Raw genomic sequence first — 17,478 nt, forward strand, 5'->3', positions numbered from 1 at the left:
AATCGCGCCCCCTGTAGCAGCTGGCGCAGCCTGCGTTGGGGGCGAAGCCCCCATGGATTTAACACCGACACCGTATCGAAAAACCATCCCGATAAAATCCGGGTTATTCACCCGCCCGGATTCGTCACCTGAATGAAAACGGCATAGGTCCCCAGTAGCACCCAGAACGTGGCAAAGATCCAGGGCGTCCGCACTGAAAACAGCAACGATTTTCGGTACCCCTTGTGTGACGATTCCATCTCACTGAACAACGGCGATTCATCGTATGCCAACCCCATCAACGGTTCACTGCGCAGCAACTCACTTTGCTTGAAATGCCAGTGATCAATGATGTCGTACGCCGCACGAATGCCCGGCCAGGCGTTCAGTGAACTCAGCAAGCCCAGCAGCGCCAGGAAGGCGGGAACGACCAGAGTGAACAGCTTTCCCCATTCGGGGTTCAGGTTGGCCATGCACGACGCAAAGGCGATCACCAGGAATGATTGCGCCGCCAGGTAGGCATCGGTGCGGTTGGCCAGGATGCTGGTTTCGTACTGTATTTCCCGGCGATAGAAATCAAGGCGCTCCTTCGGGGAACCAAACATCTTGGCGTTGTGTTCGGTCATGGCTTCTTCAGCCGTGGCTTCAGTCAGTATTCTCGGCACGGGCATCACATCAGGAGGGAAAACAGTTAGAAGAAACGCCTCATGACAAGTTCAGCCCAATATCACTTCAGTGTCGCCGCGATAATTTCCACCAGATTCAGTTGATTGAAGGGTTTGGACAAGCGCGGAAGGCTTGAAGCGACCCCCTCCAGGCGTTCGGCATAGCCCGTGGCAAGGATGATCGGCAGGCCGGGTTTCTTCATCTGGATAAAGTGCGCCAACTGGGTACCGCTCATATGGGGCATGGCCATGTCGGTGATGACCAAATCGAAATCCGGCTCACTGCTGATTATCTCCAGCGCCTTCGCACCCGACGCGGCACCGGTAACCTGATGGCCGAGGTCTTCAAGCAGTAAACACGTACTGGTCAGGACCAGGCTGTCATCATCCACCACAAGGACCCGCAGACGTGCCACCGGTGCCGGCGGCTCTGCATCAATTGCAGGTTGAGTGGCGACGCCACTCGAGGCGACGGGTAGCCACAGTTGCGCGTTCGTGCCTTTATCTTTCTCGCTCTTGAGAATGAATCGACCCCCTAGCTGCTCGATAAAACCATGGATCATCGACAGTCCCAAGCCAGTCCCTTTACCCAAGCCTTTGGTGGTGAAGAATGGGTCCATCGCTGAAGCGAGCGTCGTTTCATCCATGCCTTCACCGGTATCACTGACACTCAGACAGACGTAGCGTCCAGCCGCCGGTGCCAGGCTGGATTGCGCAACGACGTCTTTCATATCGGCGCTGATGACAATTCGGCCCCCGGCAGGCATTGCATCCCGAGCATTAGTGATGAGATTCAGCAGTGCCAATTCAAGCTGATTGACATCGACCAGCGCAGGTTCAAGCTCAGCCGGAAAACGCGTATCCAGCTTCACCGAAGGCCCCAGAGCACTGCGCATCAGCCCCATAATCCCCTGCACCAACGCTGGAATCTGCACAGGCTCGGTCTTCAGTTCCTGGCGCCTGGCAAATGCCAGCATGCGTTGGGTCAGCGTTACACCGCGCAGGGCACCTTGAGTGGCGTTGTCCACCAGGCGAGTGATTTTAGGTTCGTTACCCGAGCGTTTGCGGATGATCTCCAGGTTGCCGAGGATCACTGTCAGCAGGTTATTGAAGTCGTGGGCGATGCCGCCACTGAGTTGACCGATGGCCTGCATTTTCTGCGCCTGGAACAAGGCTTCGCGTGTTTGCTCGAGCGCCTGCTGTGCAAGGGTCGCTTCCGTGATGTCGCGAGTAATTTTGGCAAAGCCCAGCAACGTTCCGGTATCTCCCCAAATGGGGTCGACCACCACGTGCGCCATAAACTGCGTACCGTCTTTGCGCACTCGCCAGGCTTTGTTTTCGAACCGCCCCTCGCGCACTGCTGTTTCCAGCGCCCGTTGTGGTTCGCCAGCGGCACGGTCTTCAGGGGTGTAGAACATGGAAAAATGCTGACCAACGACTTCTTCGGGCAAATAGCCCTTGATGCGTTGTGCGCCCGGGTTCCAATTGGTCAGGCGACCATTAGCGTCGAGCATGTAGATCGCGTAGTCGGTGACGCTCTGGACCAGCAGACGGAACTGTTGCTCGCTTTGCTTGAGGACTTCCTCGGCCATTTTTCGATCAGTGAGGTCACGGGTGATCTTGGCGAATCCAAGCAGAACACCCGAAGGGTCGATAATCGGATCGATCACCACGTGGCACCAGAAATGCGAGCCGTCCTTGCGGACACGCCACCCCTCCCCCTCAAAACGCCCTTCGCGGAGGGCCGTGGCCAGCGCCTTCTCAGGCAAACCGGCACGGCGATCGTCGTCGGTGTAAAAACGCGAGAAATGTTCACCGAGAATCTCGGCTTCTTCATACCCCTTGAAACGCTTGGCACCGGCGTTCCAGCTGGTAATGATGCCCTCGGGGTCAAGCATGTAGATCGCATAGTCGATCACGGCATCGATCAACAGGCGAAAACGCTTTTCCGCGATAGAGCCAGCTTTTCTCCGATCCTCGCTCATTCAACCCTCACGTCAATTCTGTTTTCAGGAGTATGAGACAAACCGGGAATTTGGGAAGACACAAAAACACAATCGGACGTAATGGCTCATCGATACACGTATTTGATGATGTAGGCGTACAGGTCGTTGTAAACATGGTCAGGAATTAGCGTGTCATAGGTGGCGGTTTTCAAGAGTGACCAATCCCCGGTCTGATCGACCACCATCGCGGTAGCAATTGCCTGACCTTGCTGTCGCCGAAACGGTCATCAATCAGCATGACGACCCCTTGATCCTGCTGGGTACGAATCACACGCCCCGCGGCCTGGACGACTTTCTGCACGCCGGGATACAGGTAGGTGTAGTCATAACCGGCACCAAAAATGGCTGACATGCGGTGTTTCAGTTGTTCATTCACCGGGTTCAGTTGCGCCAGCCCAAGCGTGGCAATGAACGCGCCGATCAGCCGCGCACCGGGCAGGTCGATCCCTTCGCCAAACGCCCCGCCCAACACCGCAAATCCGACGCCCTGACTGTGAGCGGTGAACTGATCGAGAAAATCCTGACGCTGCCCTTCCCTCATGCCTCGGGACTGCGACCACACATTGATGTGAGGATGTGTTTCAGCCAGCAATTGAGCGACTTGCTGCAAGTAATCAAAGCTGCTGAAAAACGCCAGGTAGTTGCCGGGATTTTCATTGAACTGCCGGGCTATCAACTCAACGATCGGTGCCAGAGAGGCTTGGCGGTGCACGAAACGCGTGGAAATCTGGTTGACGATATGAACCTGCAGTTGATCTGCGTGAAACGGCGATTCCACATCGATCCACACGGTATTCGTCGGCATACCCAACAAGTCAGCGTAATAGTGACGAGGGCTTAAGGTTGCGGAGAACAACACGGTACTGCGCGCGGCCGTCAACCGCGGTCGGATGAATCCGGCAGGCACCACATTGCGAAGGCACAGCCGCGACAGGTTGCGCTTGCGATCCAGATCGCGCTTGGTGATGTCGAACAAAAACTGTTCATCGAACAACTCCGCGACACGGCAAAACTGCAGCATGTCGAAATAGAAGTTCTGCAGGGCGCTGTCCAGGCCCTGCGGATGATCGTTCAGGTAATCGCCGATGCTCGCGCTGCAGGAGAACAGGGCCTGGAGCATCTTTTCCGGAGCCCTGTCATACGCCTGGTAAGCACCGAGCTGCTGATCATGCAGGGCGTTCCACTCGCGGTTGACGCGTTGCAAGGACTTCTTCAACGGCTCAGGCGCGGTTTTTCGCACGCTGTTCAAGGTCGATTGATCAAGCGTGGCGCTGTACATCTGACGTCCGCGCTCCACCAGGTTGTGAGCTTCATCCACCAGTACGGCAACCCGCCAGTTGTTGGCTTGGGCCAGTCCGAACAACAGCGCACTGAAATCGAAGTAATAGTTGTAGTCGGCAACCACAACGTCGGCCCAGCGCGCCATTTCCTGGCTCAGGTAATAAGGGCAGACATCGTGGTTCAGCGCGACTTCACGCAGTGCGCTCTGGTTCAACAACGTCCGTTCGCTGGCCGCCTGGCGAGCGGCTGGCAGACGATCATAAAAACCTTTCGCCAGCGGGCAGGAATCTCCGTGACAGGCTTTGTCCGGGTGTTCACACGCTTTGTCGCGTGCGATCATTTCCAGTACGCGCAGTGGCGGAGCGTCGACGCTACCCAGAATCACCTGCGCCGCGTCCAGGGCCAGTTTGCGACCCGGGGTTTTCGCCGTCAGAAAGAAGATCTTGTCCAGTTGCTGCGGTGCCAACGCCTTGAGCATGGGGAACAGCGTGCCTACTGTCTTGCCGATACCGGTCGGTGCCTGGGCCATCAGGCAACGACCGGTGCTGACGGCCTTGAACACTGATTCGGCAAGATGCCGTTGGCCCGGACGGAAATCGATGTGGGGAAACGCGACGTTCTGCGCACCTTGATTGCGCGCTTCGCGATGAGCCATTTCCTGCTCGGCCCACAGTAGAAACAGCTGGCATTGGTGCTCGAAAAACTGTCGCAGTGTTGCGGCGTCGAAATGCTCGACCAGGCAGGTTTCCTTCTCGCCGACGATGTCGAAATACACCAGCGCCAGATTGATCTGCGCCAGGTCGAGTTTCTGGCACATCAACCAGCCATAAACCTTCGCCTGGGCCCAGTGTAGTTGCCGGTGGTTGGCGGGTTGCCGGGTCAGGTCGCCGCGATAGGTTTTGACTTCCTCCAGGCAGTTTTGCGCAGGATCATAGCCATCCGCCCTGCCCTTGACGCTCAACGCTTGATACTGACCCTCAAGCGCCACTTCACTCTGATAGCCCTCACTACGGCGTGAGGCCACCGTGCGATGGCCGACAATGCCTTCGAGCGCGGTGGGCGACGGGGTGAATCGCAGGTCAAGGTCGCCCACTTTGGCGGTGAACTCACATAGCGCCCGTACAGCGACACGGTAGCTCAAGCGCTCTGCTCCGCCCATTGCACGTAACAGACGGCAATCGGCATCTGATGCTCGTGACAGAACTCCAGCCAGCGCAGTTGATTGTCCTGCAGGCGATCCCCCGGACCTTTGACTTCGATCATGCGGTAGGTTTTGTCCTGCGGCCAGAACTGGATCAGGTCAGGCATGCCGGCACGATTGGCCTTGATATCCATTAACAAGCGATTGAACCAGTGCTTGAGGTGCTCCGCCGGCAGGCAATCGAGTGCCTGATCGAGAAGCTCTTCGCTTAACGCGCCCCAAAACACGAAAGGTGATTGCACCCCCCATTTGGCGGTGTAACGGTCGCGGATGGTCTGGATATATCGCCCGTTGTCGAGCTCCGCCAGGCAGGCCTGAAACAGATCGACGCGGCGCGCGTGGAAATCCTCCGCATGCAGATCGACGGGGCCGCGCTGGAATGGGTGGAAAAACGATCCAGGTAAAGGTGCAAAGATCGCGGGCCAGCACAGCAACCCGAACAGCGAATTGATCAGGCTATTCTCGACGTAATGCACCGGAGCGCACGCTTGCGCCAGGTGCGCCAGAACATGGCTCTCCACCGACAGTGACGGGTCGATCCTGGGTAGTTGAAGATCCAGACGCAGCATTTGCCGGGCGGGGGCACGCTTCATCGCGGGACCGCCCAGTTTGCGGCGCAACCTGGGGAGCACGCGCAGCAAATGCTGGCGTTCGGCGGCACTCTCAGGGGCGTGTTCAGCGTGGGTGGCGAGCTCCAAGGCAAGCCGATATTCAGCACAGCGCTCGAGTACACGAATCAACCGAACGCGTGCGCCGGGGTAGGCACAGTCGCGATAGAGCGAAATGGCGGTAGAAAATTGCGCCACACGCTCGCAGTGTTGGCCGATCTGAAACATCAATTTGCCGCGACGTCTTTGCAGCCAGGGATTGGGCAGCGTCAGGCTGTTGATCTGCTCAACGATGTCGGCGATGTCTTCGCCCGATTCAAACCGAACCTGGCAGTCGTGGAGGAAGAAACAGGCGTCCACGTCGTCGCGGCTGCGTAATCCTCGAGAGTCGGCGTAAATGTCGACTTTTTCATAAGTGAAGATGCCCAGGTCCGCCAATACGAACTCGGACCAGTCTTGATAAAGGTTGCCGAAAAACATCAGGCGCAAGCGATCGCACAGGCCCATGATCGTCAGGCTGAACAATCGCTCATCGAGTTCAGCGCACCAGCGGTTGAAGCTTTTTACTTCGGGAAATTGTTCGCTCAGCGCCGGTAGCCAGTCGCTCTTTTTCCCTTTCGGCCTATCGATAGCGGCACCGAAACACTGGAGCACTTCGGTTTTGAGCAACACGTTGAACAACGATTCGATGGACAGCGGACACTGCTCATCAATCCAGCCCAGCGCCACCAAGGGAACGACGGCGCGACCGATGTCCCCTATTTCAATGTAATGCAGTTTGCTCGCCCGAAAGTGACTCCCTTTGCGCATCACCAAACGGACCAGCAGTGCCCTGGACTCACGGGGCAATTGGTTAAATTCGTGGATAAAGCGTTGCTCCTCTACACTCAACACATCGGCGTAACGATGCTCAAGCCAATCAAGCACTTGCTTGAAGTTGTTGAGGTAATAGAACGGGTCGTCGAGCGGATTTGCAGTCACGGAAATAAGGGCCAAGGCAAGGAAGTACTGGTTATGCGTACAGATACCAGTTCCGTCCTGTCCGACGCAAATAGAAAAAGATAAGCGGCGGCAGCGATTTTTCGGGCGCCCGCCGAACTTTTCGTCGTTCCATCGCACCAACCGCGTTACAGGCACAGTCTTTCGGCTGTTTTTTTCGATTATGAGAGGTGGTTATGAACATCAAGACCCTGGGTTTGCCATTAGCAGTAGCTGCCTTCCTGGCCCTCGCCGGTTGCTCGACAGCAACAGTCGTCACCCTGCAGAACGGCACCCAGTATTTGACCAAGGACATGCCGAAAACCAAGACCAAGGATGGCTTCTACGAATTCGAAGACATTTCTGGCTCGAAAGTGAAGGTTCGGGCCGATGAAGTGGCCACGGTTCGCGAGGAAGATTAACAAGTCTCTGCGCTGGCTCCGGGGTCGCGCTCGGCCGAAGCGGTCGCTTTTTGGACGCTTTGATATCTCCCTGAAAATCGGGTCCGCTTCGCGCCCCGACGCAGGCTTCGCCAGCTGCTACATGTAGCGTTGTGTACGTCTGCTCTATGTAGCAGCTGCCGAAGGCTGCGTTGGCTCCGGGGTCGCGCTCGACCGAAGCGGTTGTGATTGCTATAGCCAGCACGCATCCCACAACGAGTAATCATGAACGCGTGACACAAGCTTTGCTCTGATCGGATTCGCAACGACGTACCTGGCCATGGCTTTCACGTCGTCCTCTCGCCGAACTGCACGCTCATGGTAGCCCTTCTGCCACAGGCGTCCTTTTCGACCTAACGCGTGATTGACGGCGGCGGCGCTGCGCGACTTTACCTGGCACATCAATCCGGCCAACGTTTGGTCCCGAAGTTGCACCAGACAGTGCATGTGGTCCGGCATGACAACCCACGTTAAAAAGTCCGCCTATCCAACTTCTTGTGCGTGGCGCAGTTGCGAGACAACCAATCGTCCCACCCGCCAATCGGAGAAAACCGGCTGCCGTTTATCAACAACAGCGGTGATGAGATAGATGCGGTCGGGTTCTGAAAAGCGGCCCGTGCGTAATTGACCTGCGTTCAAGCAATAAGGCATTCCTTGCCCCTCAACTGTGAAAGAGGTTCGGAACTTACCGCGTCCCTGCGCACAAGTTAGCCACGATCAACTACAAAATATGACCTCTCAACTCCCCGTCCGAATCTTGTTCCACACCCGCGTACGAATCCGGTCGATGTTCAACGGCATCGCTTCCAACGCAAACAGCTTGCCCATCATTTCCGGGTTTGGATAAACCTTGGTGTCGTTCTTGATCGCAGGGTCGATCAGGCTGTCGGCTTGCTCGTTGCCGTTTGCGTAGTGCACATAATTACTGATGCTGGCCATGACGTCCGGGCGCAGCAGGTAGTTCATGAAGGCGTAGCCGGCCTTTTCATCCGGTGCATCGCCGGGCATGGCGACCATGTCGAACCAGATCGCGGCGCCTTCCTTGGGAATGTTGTAACCAATCTCGATTCCGTTGTTGGCCTCCTTGGCGCGATTTTCAGCCTGGAGAATGTCACCGGAGAACCCCACCGCCACGCAGATATCACCGTTGGCCAGGTCGCTGGTGTACTTGGATGAATGGAAGTAACTCACATACGGCCGGACTTTCAACAACAGCGCTTCGGCTTTTTTATAGTCCTCAGGATTCTTGCTGTGGTGCGGCAGGCCCAGGTAGTTAAGGGCGGCAGGCAACAGCTCTGGACCATTATCAAGAATCGCTACGCCACACTTCTGCAACTTTTCCATGTTCTCGGGCTTGAAGATCAAGTCCCAGGAATCCACAGGGGCGTTGTCGCCGAGTACCGCCTTAACCTTGGCGACGTTGTAGCCGATCCCTGTACTCCCCCACAGATACGGGAAGCCGTGTTCATTACCCGGATCATTGGTTTGCAGGGCTTTGAGCAATACCGGATTGAGGTTTTTCCAGTTCGGCAGCTGACTCTTGTCGAGCTTTTTCAGCGCCCCGCCCTGAATTTGCCGCGCCATGAAATGGTTGGAGGGGAACACCACGTCGTAACCGGATTTGCCGGTCATCAACTTGCCATCCAGCGTCTCGTTGCTGTCATACACGTCGTATGTGAACGCGATGCCGGTTTCTTTCTGGAAGTTCTTCGTGGTATCGGGGGCAATGTAGTCCGACCAGTTGTAGATCTTCACCGTCTCCGCCGCCTGGCTGAGGGTCGCGACGAGTGCAAGGGGCGCCAGGGCCAGTGTCTTTCGCTTCATGAGTCGATTCCTGTAGGGGCTTGTTGTTATTGGCAGGCAATCAAAGGATCAAAAAATCAAAACGTAGGTTTTGCGCACGGTTTCCTGGATATCCCAGATGCCGAGACTGTTGGCGGGCAACATCAGTGCGTCACCCGCTTCTATGTGCAGGGTTTCACCGTCGTCCGGGGTGAAGGTGCAGCGACCCTGGATGAAATGGCAGAATTCCTGGGCGACGATCTGGCGCCGCCAGCGACCAGGGGTGCATTCCCACACGCCGGTTTCGACGCCGTCGTCGCGCTCGACACTGGTGGTCGAGGCCACCGCAACGGGGGTTCCGAGCGGTACGGCAACTGGATTGGATTCCTCAAGTATCAGTGTTGCGGTGTTCTTGAATTGCGTGATGCTCATGGGATTACCTGTCGTTGAAAAAACGCCGTTTAGTGCATGAAACCTTCCATGAACCCCGCCACGCCGCTCGCCAGTTTGCGGCGCCATGGCGCAGTGGCCGGATTGGCCAGGGTCTGGTCTTCGTGGACGAAGCTGCGAATGATTGCGTTGTAGCCCAGCCAGCGGCACGGTTCGGGTTCCCAGGCCCTGAGTGCGTCAAGACCGCCCTGGGGGAGGACCCACGGTTGATGAACCAGCTCGGTGTCGCGCTCAAGGATCAAGTCGGCGAGCGTGCGACCACCGAGGTTGCTGGCACCCACGCCCTCCCCGCCATAACCGCCGGACAAGGCAATGCCGCTGGCCTGATCGCAAAGCATGTGCGGTTTGAAGCGCCGCGACATGCCCAGGTTGCCGCCCCAGCCATGGGTGATCTGGACGTTCTTGAGTTGCGGGAAGAGTTCGCCGAACAGATAGCGCCGCAGTTCCACTTCGCTGGTGGTCAGGTCGAAGTTGTGGCGCAGTTGACCGGCGAACTGGTAGCCACCCCGTGCACCAAACACCAGGCGGTTGTCGGCGGTGCGCTGGCCATAAGTGACCTGGCGGCTGCTTTCGCTGAAGGCCTGGCCACGGCTCAGGCCGATTTCGTCCCAGGTCGCAGCAGAAAGCGGTTCGGTGGCGACAATCAGGCTTTGTACCGGCAATTGATAACGGCCTAACGGCGGCAAGGTTACCGAGTACCCCTCAACGGCCGGCACGATCCACCGACTGCGGACCTGGGCTTTCGCCGTGCGCAGTGAGCCCGATTGCCACTGGGTAACCGGGCTGTTCTCATAAATGCTGACGCCCATGCGCTCAACCGTCCGGGCCAGGCCTCGGACCAATTTGGCCGGGTGAATGGTCGCGACATGCGGTGCGTAGATTCCACCGTAGGGTTTGGCGACACGGATCTGTTGGGCCAGTTGCTCAGGGCTGAGCCAGCGGTAATCCTTTTCAGTCAGTCCCTGGCGATAAAGGCTGTCCAGATAACGCCTCAGGCTGGCTTCCTGCTCCGGATAACGCGCCGCGCAATAAAGCGCACCACCCTTGCGATAATCGCAATCGATGCCCTCACGTTCGATGACGATCTCAACCTCATCGGGAATACTGTGCAGCAAATCGAACGATGCCCGTCGCTGTTCCGGCGATGAGGCGGCGAGTAAACGGTCTTCGCCCAGGAGATTCCCCATCAGCCAACCGCCATTGCGGCCGGACGCGCCGAAACCGGCGGTTTGCGCTTCGACGATGGCGATGTTCAAACCCGGCGCCAGGCGCTTGAGGTAATACGCGGTCCACAACCCGGTGTACCCGGCGCCAATGATCGCCACGTCGACGTCCAGATCCTGTTCCAGCGCGGGGCGCGGCAACAGGGGATCGTCCAGTTGATCCATCCACAAACTGATAGTGCGCCACGCCGGCATACAAGACTCCGCCACTCAAACTTCGATGGCGTTGATCCTAGTGCGTGGTCTCAGTGGCTGTCTTGCGCGCGTGCACGCAAAGAAATTTGTTTGACGTAGGCCTTCGGCGATTGCCCGGTGTGTTGGCGGAAACAGCTGTAAAACGCCGATAACGAGTTAAACCCGGCAGCAAAGGCTAGCTCATCCACACGCAGCGGGGGCGTCGCGGTATCCAGCGCCGCCAGCAAGTGTTGCAAACGCGCCTGGTTGACGTACCGGTAGAAGCTTTGGCCAAGCACTTGATTCAATAGATAGGAGATCTGGTTACGGCTATACCCGCATTCCTGCGCTACCCGTTGCAGGTCGAGCTCAGGGTCCAGGTAAGGTTGTTGACGCTGGAAGTATTGTTGCAGGTCTTCGGCCATGAAGCTCAGCTGCCGTGGTGACAACCCCAGCCGGCTGACCGCCGCGCGCTTGCTGGCGACCGCTTGACTGGAAACCTGCTCACGCACCAGCGAGGCGTATTCGTTGACTCGCCAGATCAATCCGTCCCGAACCGTAATCGCTTCACTAGCCCTGAACGACACCAGCCCCTCACCGCCGCGCAGTGTGATGCGGTACTGAATGAACGCCGTGTTGCCGTCCAGGCGGATACGGTCCGAATGCTCCAGGGCCTCGTCCGGGTCACGAGGCATGCTATCGCGCACGTAATCACGCAATTCATCCAGGCCCATCACACGGTTCTGGAAAAAATCACTGTACTGAACGTCCGGGTGATACAGCGCCATGACGCCGTCCAGGTCCCGGTGTTTCCAGCGCAAGTGGTAACGCATCACCGTCTCGCCGGTGGCCAGGGTTTGCAGTGGGCCGTCATCGTCGGCGTGCATAGGGGGTCTCAACGGGAAAAAGCCGAGCTTGCCCAAGTTCGGACCGGGCTTCAATGACAAATGCAGGTTTGAATCAGTAGTGGCATTTCGCCCAGAACGCTATGGCGCGTGACCTGTGTCAAAAAAAGCGAAAGCAATCGCCAAACGGTTTGAAAAAACCACAAGATTTTCACATCGCAATGCTACTTTTAATGTCATCACCGGTTGAGCCAATGAAGGCTCTACCCTCCTAACATGAGCTAACGGAAGCGCTCGATAAAGAAGGCGGGCAACACATGAATAAAGGTTTTAGCAAGGTTACTTTTCCAAACGCCTGCCAGCTGATGCGCTGGCATTTTCATCCTATGGGTTTCGAGGCGAGCATGGATGCGCCGGGCAGTATGATTGCCCGTTTGTTTGATCGGGCGAGTGGCGAGACCATGATCGCCATTGCCGGCATTCCTTGCGCCACGGTGATGAATGCGGCGGATGTGGAGAGAATCATCGAGGCGGTGGAGGATGAGCTTGAGGCTTTTATTCCGCCGGCGGCGTTCAGGAGTTATGCGTGAAGTGTTGAGCGTGTTCAAGAAGCCCACGGTTGTGGGCTTTTTTTTGATTCGATTGCGCAAAAGTCCCGCAGGTTTAGCCCCGGTGGTCGGCAAAGAATGACTTACCCTTGCCGATCCGGTCGGAGGCTTTCGGCATGTTCGCTGCTTGAGTGTCCTGAGTATCGACATACCAGTAGCAATGGCTCACCGCCCGGGTAATGCCGACATAAGCCAGGCGCAGGATCTCGTCCTTTTGGGCGTTGTCATACGCTTCACTGTCGCCAGCCTTGCCCAGGCCCGCCATGCGATAGACCTGATTCTTGTACGGCGAACTGGTCAGGTGCTGACAATCACCCAGCAGGAAGACCGCATCCGCCTGGAGGCCCTTGGCGCTGTGATACGTGAGTTGCTTCAATCGCCGCGACTCATACGGCAAGCTAGAATCCACATTAACTACGGATTGAATATGTTGTTCTATCAATAGCTTATCGCTACTTTTTCGATACAACATCAAGATTGAATCACCCTTTCTGTAATGCTCGATCAGCCGACTGGCCATGCCCTGATCATCCCGATCGAAAACGGCCACCGGCACGAGTTCTTTGGGTTCGCCACTGGCCTTGGCCTTCTTGCCCGCAATCGCGGGCGCGGCACGGACGATGTGTTCAGCGGCATCAATGATGAATTGATGACTGCGGTAGTTGTCGCTCAACATCACTTTCGTCGTACTTGGCGACGGGAACTCTTTGGCGAACTCCATAAAATACGTGGGTGAACTGCCGCGCCATCCATAAATGGACTGCCAGTCATCGCCCACGCAAAGCAACGACGAGCGTTGCGCCCCGCGCCCCACATGCATCGCCGGGCCACGACTGCGGATCTGCGCGAGGCTTGCGCGAATCCAGGAAACGATCTGCGGCGAGACATCCTGAAATTCGTCGATCATCAAGTGGGACATTGGCCGCAGCAGTTCATCGCTCAGTAACTTGAGGTTTTCCGGTGAATGTTCACTGAACAGTGCAAACATCCGGTTATAGGTCATGACCGGTGGTTTCTGGTCCAGCAGATGGTCTTCCAGTGCTCGCCAATACAGGCTCAGCGCCTCGAAGAAAAACCGGTCCGGGTCGTCCTTGGCGAAACTCATCTGGCCCACGGCCGTCGGCACATCCAGCCCCAGGTTTTCGATAAACCCTGCAGCGGCGACAAAACAGTCCAGTAACGGAGCAGAACCCAGCTCACCCTTGACCTTGTAATCGAAGCCCGGTCCGGCGCTTGCGTCTCCAGCAAGGGACGCCAACACGCGCTTGGATGATTCGTAGTTATCCAACCATATTAATGGCTTACGGCAGAAAGCTTGAAACAAGGTGCGCTTGACTGCCCATTCCGCCCGTACGCTCAGCTTGGCGCCAGGACGGCTGACTTGAGGGTTTTCCCTTGGGTCGAACCCCAGCACCACCCACGCATCAAGACTCGGAATGTAGCCGTGGCAATGAAACGTTGATCCATTGATATCGAACGACTGGCGATTGGGCTCGATCCCCTTAATCGGCCAGGCTCCTGCGCGAAACCACAAATCCTCAATCGCGTCGCACAGCTCTTCATCGCGCTTGGCGGCCAATTCGGTCACGGCCATGCGCTTTTGCACGTCCGGGTGATCGCGCTCCAATTCCTTGAGCTGCAGGGCATGACGAGACAGGGGTCTGATCAAGTCGCGAAAGCGTTCATCGCGCGTGTGCAGGCCGTGATAGCACGCATTCAGTTGCTGGCGCTGAGCATCGTTGATGCGCAGATCGAAGGGATTGCTGTCGACATCCTCATCAGCATTTTGCGTGCGATGGCTGAGGTTTTCGAAGGCTTGCAGTCGTTCGAAACCTGGCAGACTGCGCACCATCGGCAGGATTCGCGAGTGGAAAGTGCGAACGAGCTCTCGCGCCTCTTTCACGCTCATTGCCCGGCCCCACAGGGCAAACAGCTCGACCAGCTTATTGATGAAATCCTTGCGCGATTCCCGCGTAAAGGTCACCACAGTCATGGAGCTCAATTCGAAGCCCAGATAGTGCACAAGCAGCACGATTCGCAACACCAGCGTCGTCGACTTGCCAGCGCCCGCGCCGGCGATCACCGACGTTGAGGGCGTCTCGCTGAAGATCATTTTCCACTGCGCAGCACTTGGCTGGGCATGCGCTGGCAGTAAGCGGGCAACATCGGCCTTCATGCGCTTCTTGAGTTCGGCACTCAGAGGCAGGCGCCAGTCGTCGAACAGGTGGTCGTCCACGTTGGGGCCGCGATGCTCGGTGGAGCGCGAGTCGCGGATCAGCAAGACCTGTCGACCCTCCTCCAGACCTTCGAGTTTGCCTTCCTTATAGCCGTAATCCACTCCTGCGCTGTGGCCGCTGCGAAAGCCATCCGCTTGCCCATGCAACCAGGAGGCACGGTGCTGAGCGCGCAAACGCGTCAGGCCATGTCCAAAGAACCGGGCGGCCAGGCGTTTGAGCAGAGGCATCTCTGCCAGGGGACGAAGTTCGGGGGGGAGATCGGGGGTGTGTTGCGGCACGCGGACTGACTCCAGGGTGTGAGGCTGTTGAGCGCTATGGTGTCTTCATTTGCCATTGAGTTCTAGCAAAATGCTTACAGGTCATCGAGTTGTAGAGTGAAGTGAAGGTTGGATGAGGCGTTTTCCAGCTTAAACAACATCGGATAATCCGATTGTAATAAGGCATTTTTTACGCTTTTTATCGATGCTTTGCTCATAGATGATGGTCGCCATCGACAAACCCTTTCCGGAGACGATCATGCTCGAACTCAGACCTTTCAACGCCCTGGGCGGCGCCCATCATGGTTGGCTGGATGCGCATCACCACTTTTCATTCGCCGAATACCTTGACCCCAAGCGCATGAACTGGGGCAACTTGCGGGTCTGGAATGATGACGTGATTGCTTCGGGGACGGGCTTCCCGAAACACCCTCACCGGGACATGGAAATCATTACCTACGTTCGTGAAGGAGCGATTACCCACGAGGATAATCTGGGTAACAAGGGCCGCACCGAGGCCGGTGATGTGCAGGTGATGAGCGCCGGCACCGGGATCACGCACAGCGAGTACAACCTGGAATCGAGCGAGACGCGGATTTTCCAGATCTGGATCATTCCGAATGAAGCCGGTTCGGCACCGTCATGGGGAGCCAAGCCGTTCCCTAAAGGTCAGCGTGAAGGTTTCGTAACCCTGGCCAGTGGTAAGGCTGGCGACGATCAAAGCCTGCGAATCCGTGCGGACGCCCGCTTGGTGGCAGCGAATCTGAAAGCGGGTGAGTCTGCCGAATACCATTTGGACGGAGGGCGGCGGGCTTATCTGGTACCTGCAACCGGCATCATTGAAATCAATGGTTTACGCGCAAAAGCTCGAGACGGTGTGGCAATTGCAGATGAACAGGTGTTGCGTGTGACGGCCATCGAGGACAGTGAAGTGGTCCTCGTGGATCTCGCTTGATCGCCTAGATGCAAAACAAAAAAGGGCGACCGGTTACGGTCGCCCTTTTTTTGTGTCCGGACACTGAGGGAATACCCCTGGTACCCGTGTTTATTTCGTGGATATAGCGCCATCCACCAACGTCTGAGCCTCAGCCACCAATTGCTTGAGGTGGTCATCACTGACAAAGCTCTCGGCGTAGATCTTGTAAATGTCCTCGGTACCCGATGGGCGTGCGGCGAACCAGCCGTTTTCAGTCATGACTTTCAGACCACCGATCGCCTGATCGTTACCCGGTGCGTGACTGAGGATGCTCTGAATGGCTTCGCCCGCCAGCTGGGTCGACGTCACCTGATCGGGTGACAGCTTGCTCAACAAGGCTTTCTGCTCAGGATTGGCCTTGGCGTCGACCCGTACCGAGAACGGCTCACCCAGCTCGTCGGTCAAGGCGCGATACGCCTGGCTCGGATCACGGCCGGTACGCGCCGTCATCTCTGCCGCCAGCAGCGCAGGAATGAGCCCGTCCTTATCGGTGCTCCAGACGCCGCCGTCCTTACGCAGGAACGAAGCGCCGGCGCTTTCTTCCCCACCAAAGCCCAGGGAGCCGTCGAACAAACCATCGGCAAACCATTTGAAGCCGACCGGCACTTCATACAGACGACGACCCAGGCGCTTGGCGACGCGGTCGATCAAGCCACTGCTGACCACGGTTTTGCCCACCGCAGCATCCGCGCGCCATTGCGGGCGGTTCTGGAACAGGTAATCGATCGAGACCGCCAGGTAGCTGTTTGGGGCCAGCAGGCCACCGGAGGGGGTCACGATGCCATGTCGGTCGTGGTCAGGATCGCAGGCGAACGCCACATCAAAGCGCTCCTTGAGACCAATCAGACCTTGCATGGCATGGCTGGACGATGGGTCCATACGAATCTGGCCATCCCAGTCGACGGTCATGAAACGGAATGTCGGATCGACCTGTTGGTTGACCACTTCCAGATCCAGTTTGTAATGCTCGGCAATCGCCGACCAGTAACGCACCCCTGCTCCGCCCAGCGGATCAACGCCCAAATGCAATTTGGCATCGCGAATGGCATCGAAGTCGATCACGTTGATCAGGTCGGCGACATAGGTATTCAGGTAGTCGTGGCGATGGGTCGTGCTGGCTTTCAACGCCTGCTCGTAGCTGATGCGCTTGACGCCAGCCAGCTTGTTGCTCAGCAGTTCGTTGGCCTTGGCTTCGATCCATTTGGTGATGTGGGTATCGGCCGGACCGCCATTGGTGGGGTTGTATTTGTAGCCGCCGCTTTGCGGAGGATTGTGCGACGGCGTGATCACGATGCCGTCTGCCAGCCCCGAGGTGCGGCCGCGGTTGTAGCAGAGGATCGCGTGGGAAATGGCGGGCGTCGGGGTGTACTCGTCACCTTGCGCGATCATCACCGTCACGCCGTTGGCTGCCAGCACTTCAAGGGCGCTGGCCCCTGCAGGCGTGGACAGTGCGTGGGTGTCGATCCCGACGAACAGCGGGCCATCGATGCCCTGCGCTTCGCGGTACAGGCAGATCGCCTGGCTGATGGCCAGGACGTGCCATTCATTGAAACTCAAATCGAACGAGCTGCCCCGATGCCCTGACGTGCCGAAAGCGACGCGCTGGGTGGAAATGCCGGCGTCAGGCTGGCCGGTGTAGTAGGCCGTAACCAGTCGCGGGATGTCGACCAACAGTTCTGCCGGTGCCGGTTTGCCCGCAAAAGGACTGAGTGTCATGCAAAACCTCTGGAATCGATTGGTTCAGGAATTGGATCGCAGTTTACTGGCA

13 protein-coding genes and 1 pseudogene are annotated in these 17,478 nt (G+C 57.3%); 3 read left to right on the forward strand and 11 right to left on the reverse strand.

Translation table 11 applies throughout. The annotated features are described in order from the left end of the window. Positions 1-107: 107 nt before the first annotated feature. From ACA063_RS14665 to ACA063_RS14680, 4 genes are all read right to left on the reverse strand, one after another. A complete protein-coding gene (locus ACA063_RS14665) occupies positions 108-644 on the reverse strand; it encodes a hypothetical protein (RefSeq protein WP_497662201.1) in 537 nt (178 codons plus the stop codon). 62 nt (positions 645-706) lie between these two features. Further along, positions 707-2,629, reverse strand: a complete 1,923-nt coding sequence (locus tag ACA063_RS14670; RefSeq protein ID WP_497662202.1) for a hybrid sensor histidine kinase/response regulator — start codon at positions 2,627-2,629, stop codon at positions 707-709. 169 nt (positions 2,630-2,798) lie between these two features. Beyond that, complete coding sequence (locus ACA063_RS14675) at positions 2,799-5,072, reverse strand: ATP-dependent DNA helicase (RefSeq protein ID WP_497662203.1); 2,274 nt, start codon at positions 5,070-5,072, stop codon at positions 2,799-2,801. Then, positions 5,069-6,721 (reverse strand): VRR-NUC domain-containing protein, encoded by a 1,653-nt coding sequence (locus ACA063_RS14680; protein WP_497662204.1) that lies wholly within the window; start codon positions 6,719-6,721, stop codon positions 5,069-5,071. The genes ACA063_RS14675 and ACA063_RS14680 overlap by 4 nt, the downstream gene beginning before the upstream one ends. 194 nt (positions 6,722-6,915) lie before the next feature. Here ACA063_RS14680 and ACA063_RS14685 point away from each other — a divergent pair, with 194 nt between their 5' ends. Beyond that, complete coding sequence (locus ACA063_RS14685) at positions 6,916-7,140, forward strand: YgdI/YgdR family lipoprotein (RefSeq protein ID WP_162440043.1); 225 nt, start codon at positions 6,916-6,918, stop codon at positions 7,138-7,140. Positions 7,141-7,350: 210 nt separating this feature from the next. Here ACA063_RS14685 and ACA063_RS14690 read toward each other — a convergent pair. The 5 genes and pseudogenes from ACA063_RS14690 to ACA063_RS14710 all read right to left on the reverse strand — a co-directional run bounded on the left by ACA063_RS14690 (position 7,351) and on the right by ACA063_RS14710 (position 11,674). Further along, a pseudogene (locus ACA063_RS14690) lies at positions 7,351-7,809 on the reverse strand (REP-associated tyrosine transposase). 87 nt (positions 7,810-7,896) lie between these two features. Then, entirely contained in the window at positions 7,897-8,982 is a 1,086-nt protein-coding gene (locus tag ACA063_RS14695) for a polyamine ABC transporter substrate-binding protein (RefSeq protein ID WP_497662205.1), read from the reverse strand. 48 nt (positions 8,983-9,030) lie between these two features. Further along, positions 9,031-9,372: a cupin domain-containing protein gene (locus ACA063_RS14700; RefSeq protein ID WP_497662206.1), complete on the reverse strand. Its 342-nt coding sequence runs from the start codon at positions 9,370-9,372 to the stop codon at positions 9,031-9,033. Positions 9,373-9,401: 29 nt separating this feature from the next. Continuing rightward, a complete protein-coding gene (locus ACA063_RS14705) occupies positions 9,402-10,808 on the reverse strand; it encodes an NAD(P)/FAD-dependent oxidoreductase (RefSeq protein WP_497662207.1) in 1,407 nt (468 codons plus the stop codon). 50 nt (positions 10,809-10,858) lie between these two features. Further along, positions 10,859-11,674: a helix-turn-helix transcriptional regulator gene (locus ACA063_RS14710; protein ID WP_497662208.1), complete on the reverse strand. Its 816-nt coding sequence runs from the start codon at positions 11,672-11,674 to the stop codon at positions 10,859-10,861. A 275-nt stretch (positions 11,675-11,949) separates the two neighbouring features. Between ACA063_RS14710 and ACA063_RS14715 the strand changes: the two genes are divergently transcribed. Then, a complete protein-coding gene (locus tag ACA063_RS14715; protein ID WP_415769132.1) occupies positions 11,950-12,222 on the forward strand; it encodes a DUF1652 domain-containing protein in 273 nt (90 codons plus the stop codon). Positions 12,223-12,295: 73 nt separating this feature from the next. Here ACA063_RS14715 and ACA063_RS14720 read toward each other — a convergent pair whose 3' ends face one another. Then, positions 12,296-14,755 carry a UvrD-helicase domain-containing protein gene (locus tag ACA063_RS14720; protein ID WP_497662209.1) on the reverse strand — a complete coding sequence of 820 codons (2,460 nt, stop codon included), beginning with the start codon at positions 14,753-14,755 and terminating at the stop codon, positions 12,296-12,298. Between the two features lie 238 nt (positions 14,756-14,993). Between ACA063_RS14720 and ACA063_RS14725 the strand changes: the two genes are divergently transcribed. Further along, positions 14,994-15,689 carry a pirin family protein gene (locus ACA063_RS14725; protein ID WP_497662210.1) on the forward strand — a complete coding sequence of 232 codons (696 nt, stop codon included), beginning with the start codon at positions 14,994-14,996 and terminating at the stop codon, positions 15,687-15,689. A 90-nt stretch (positions 15,690-15,779) separates the two neighbouring features. On the opposite strand, the gene pgm is transcribed toward ACA063_RS14725, so the two are convergent. Then, complete coding sequence (gene pgm, locus ACA063_RS14730) at positions 15,780-17,426, reverse strand: phosphoglucomutase (alpha-D-glucose-1,6-bisphosphate-dependent) (RefSeq protein WP_497662211.1); 1,647 nt, start codon at positions 17,424-17,426, stop codon at positions 15,780-15,782. Positions 17,427-17,478: the final 52 nt, after the last annotated feature.

This window comes from Pseudomonas sp. LBUM1643, assembly GCF_059716215.1.

Bases quoted from the DNA above. Each gene is read 5' to 3' on its own strand.
- ACA063_RS14670 (WP_497662202.1), bottom strand. From the start codon at position 2,629: ATGAGCGAGGATCGGAGAAAAGCTGGCTCTATCGCGGAAAAGCGTTTT.
- ACA063_RS14685 (WP_162440043.1), top strand. From the start codon at position 6,916: ATGAACATCAAGACCCTGGGTTTGCCATTAGCAGTAGCTGCCTTCCTG.
- ACA063_RS14695 (WP_497662205.1), bottom strand. From the start codon at position 8,982: ATGAAGCGAAAGACACTGGCCCTGGCGCCCCTTGCACTCGTCGCGACC.
- ACA063_RS14700 (WP_497662206.1), bottom strand. From the start codon at position 9,372: ATGAGCATCACGCAATTCAAGAACACCGCAACACTGATACTTGAGGAA.
- ACA063_RS14705 (WP_497662207.1), bottom strand. From the start codon at position 10,808: ATGCCGGCGTGGCGCACTATCAGTTTGTGGATGGATCAACTGGACGAT.
- ACA063_RS14710 (WP_497662208.1), bottom strand. From the start codon at position 11,674: ATGCACGCCGACGATGACGGCCCACTGCAAACCCTGGCCACCGGCGAG.
- ACA063_RS14715 (WP_415769132.1), top strand. From the start codon at position 11,950: ATGAATAAAGGTTTTAGCAAGGTTACTTTTCCAAACGCCTGCCAGCTG.
- ACA063_RS14725 (WP_497662210.1), top strand. From the start codon at position 14,994: ATGCTCGAACTCAGACCTTTCAACGCCCTGGGCGGCGCCCATCATGGT.
- pgm (WP_497662211.1), bottom strand. From the start codon at position 17,426: ATGACACTCAGTCCTTTTGCGGGCAAACCGGCACCGGCAGAACTGTTG.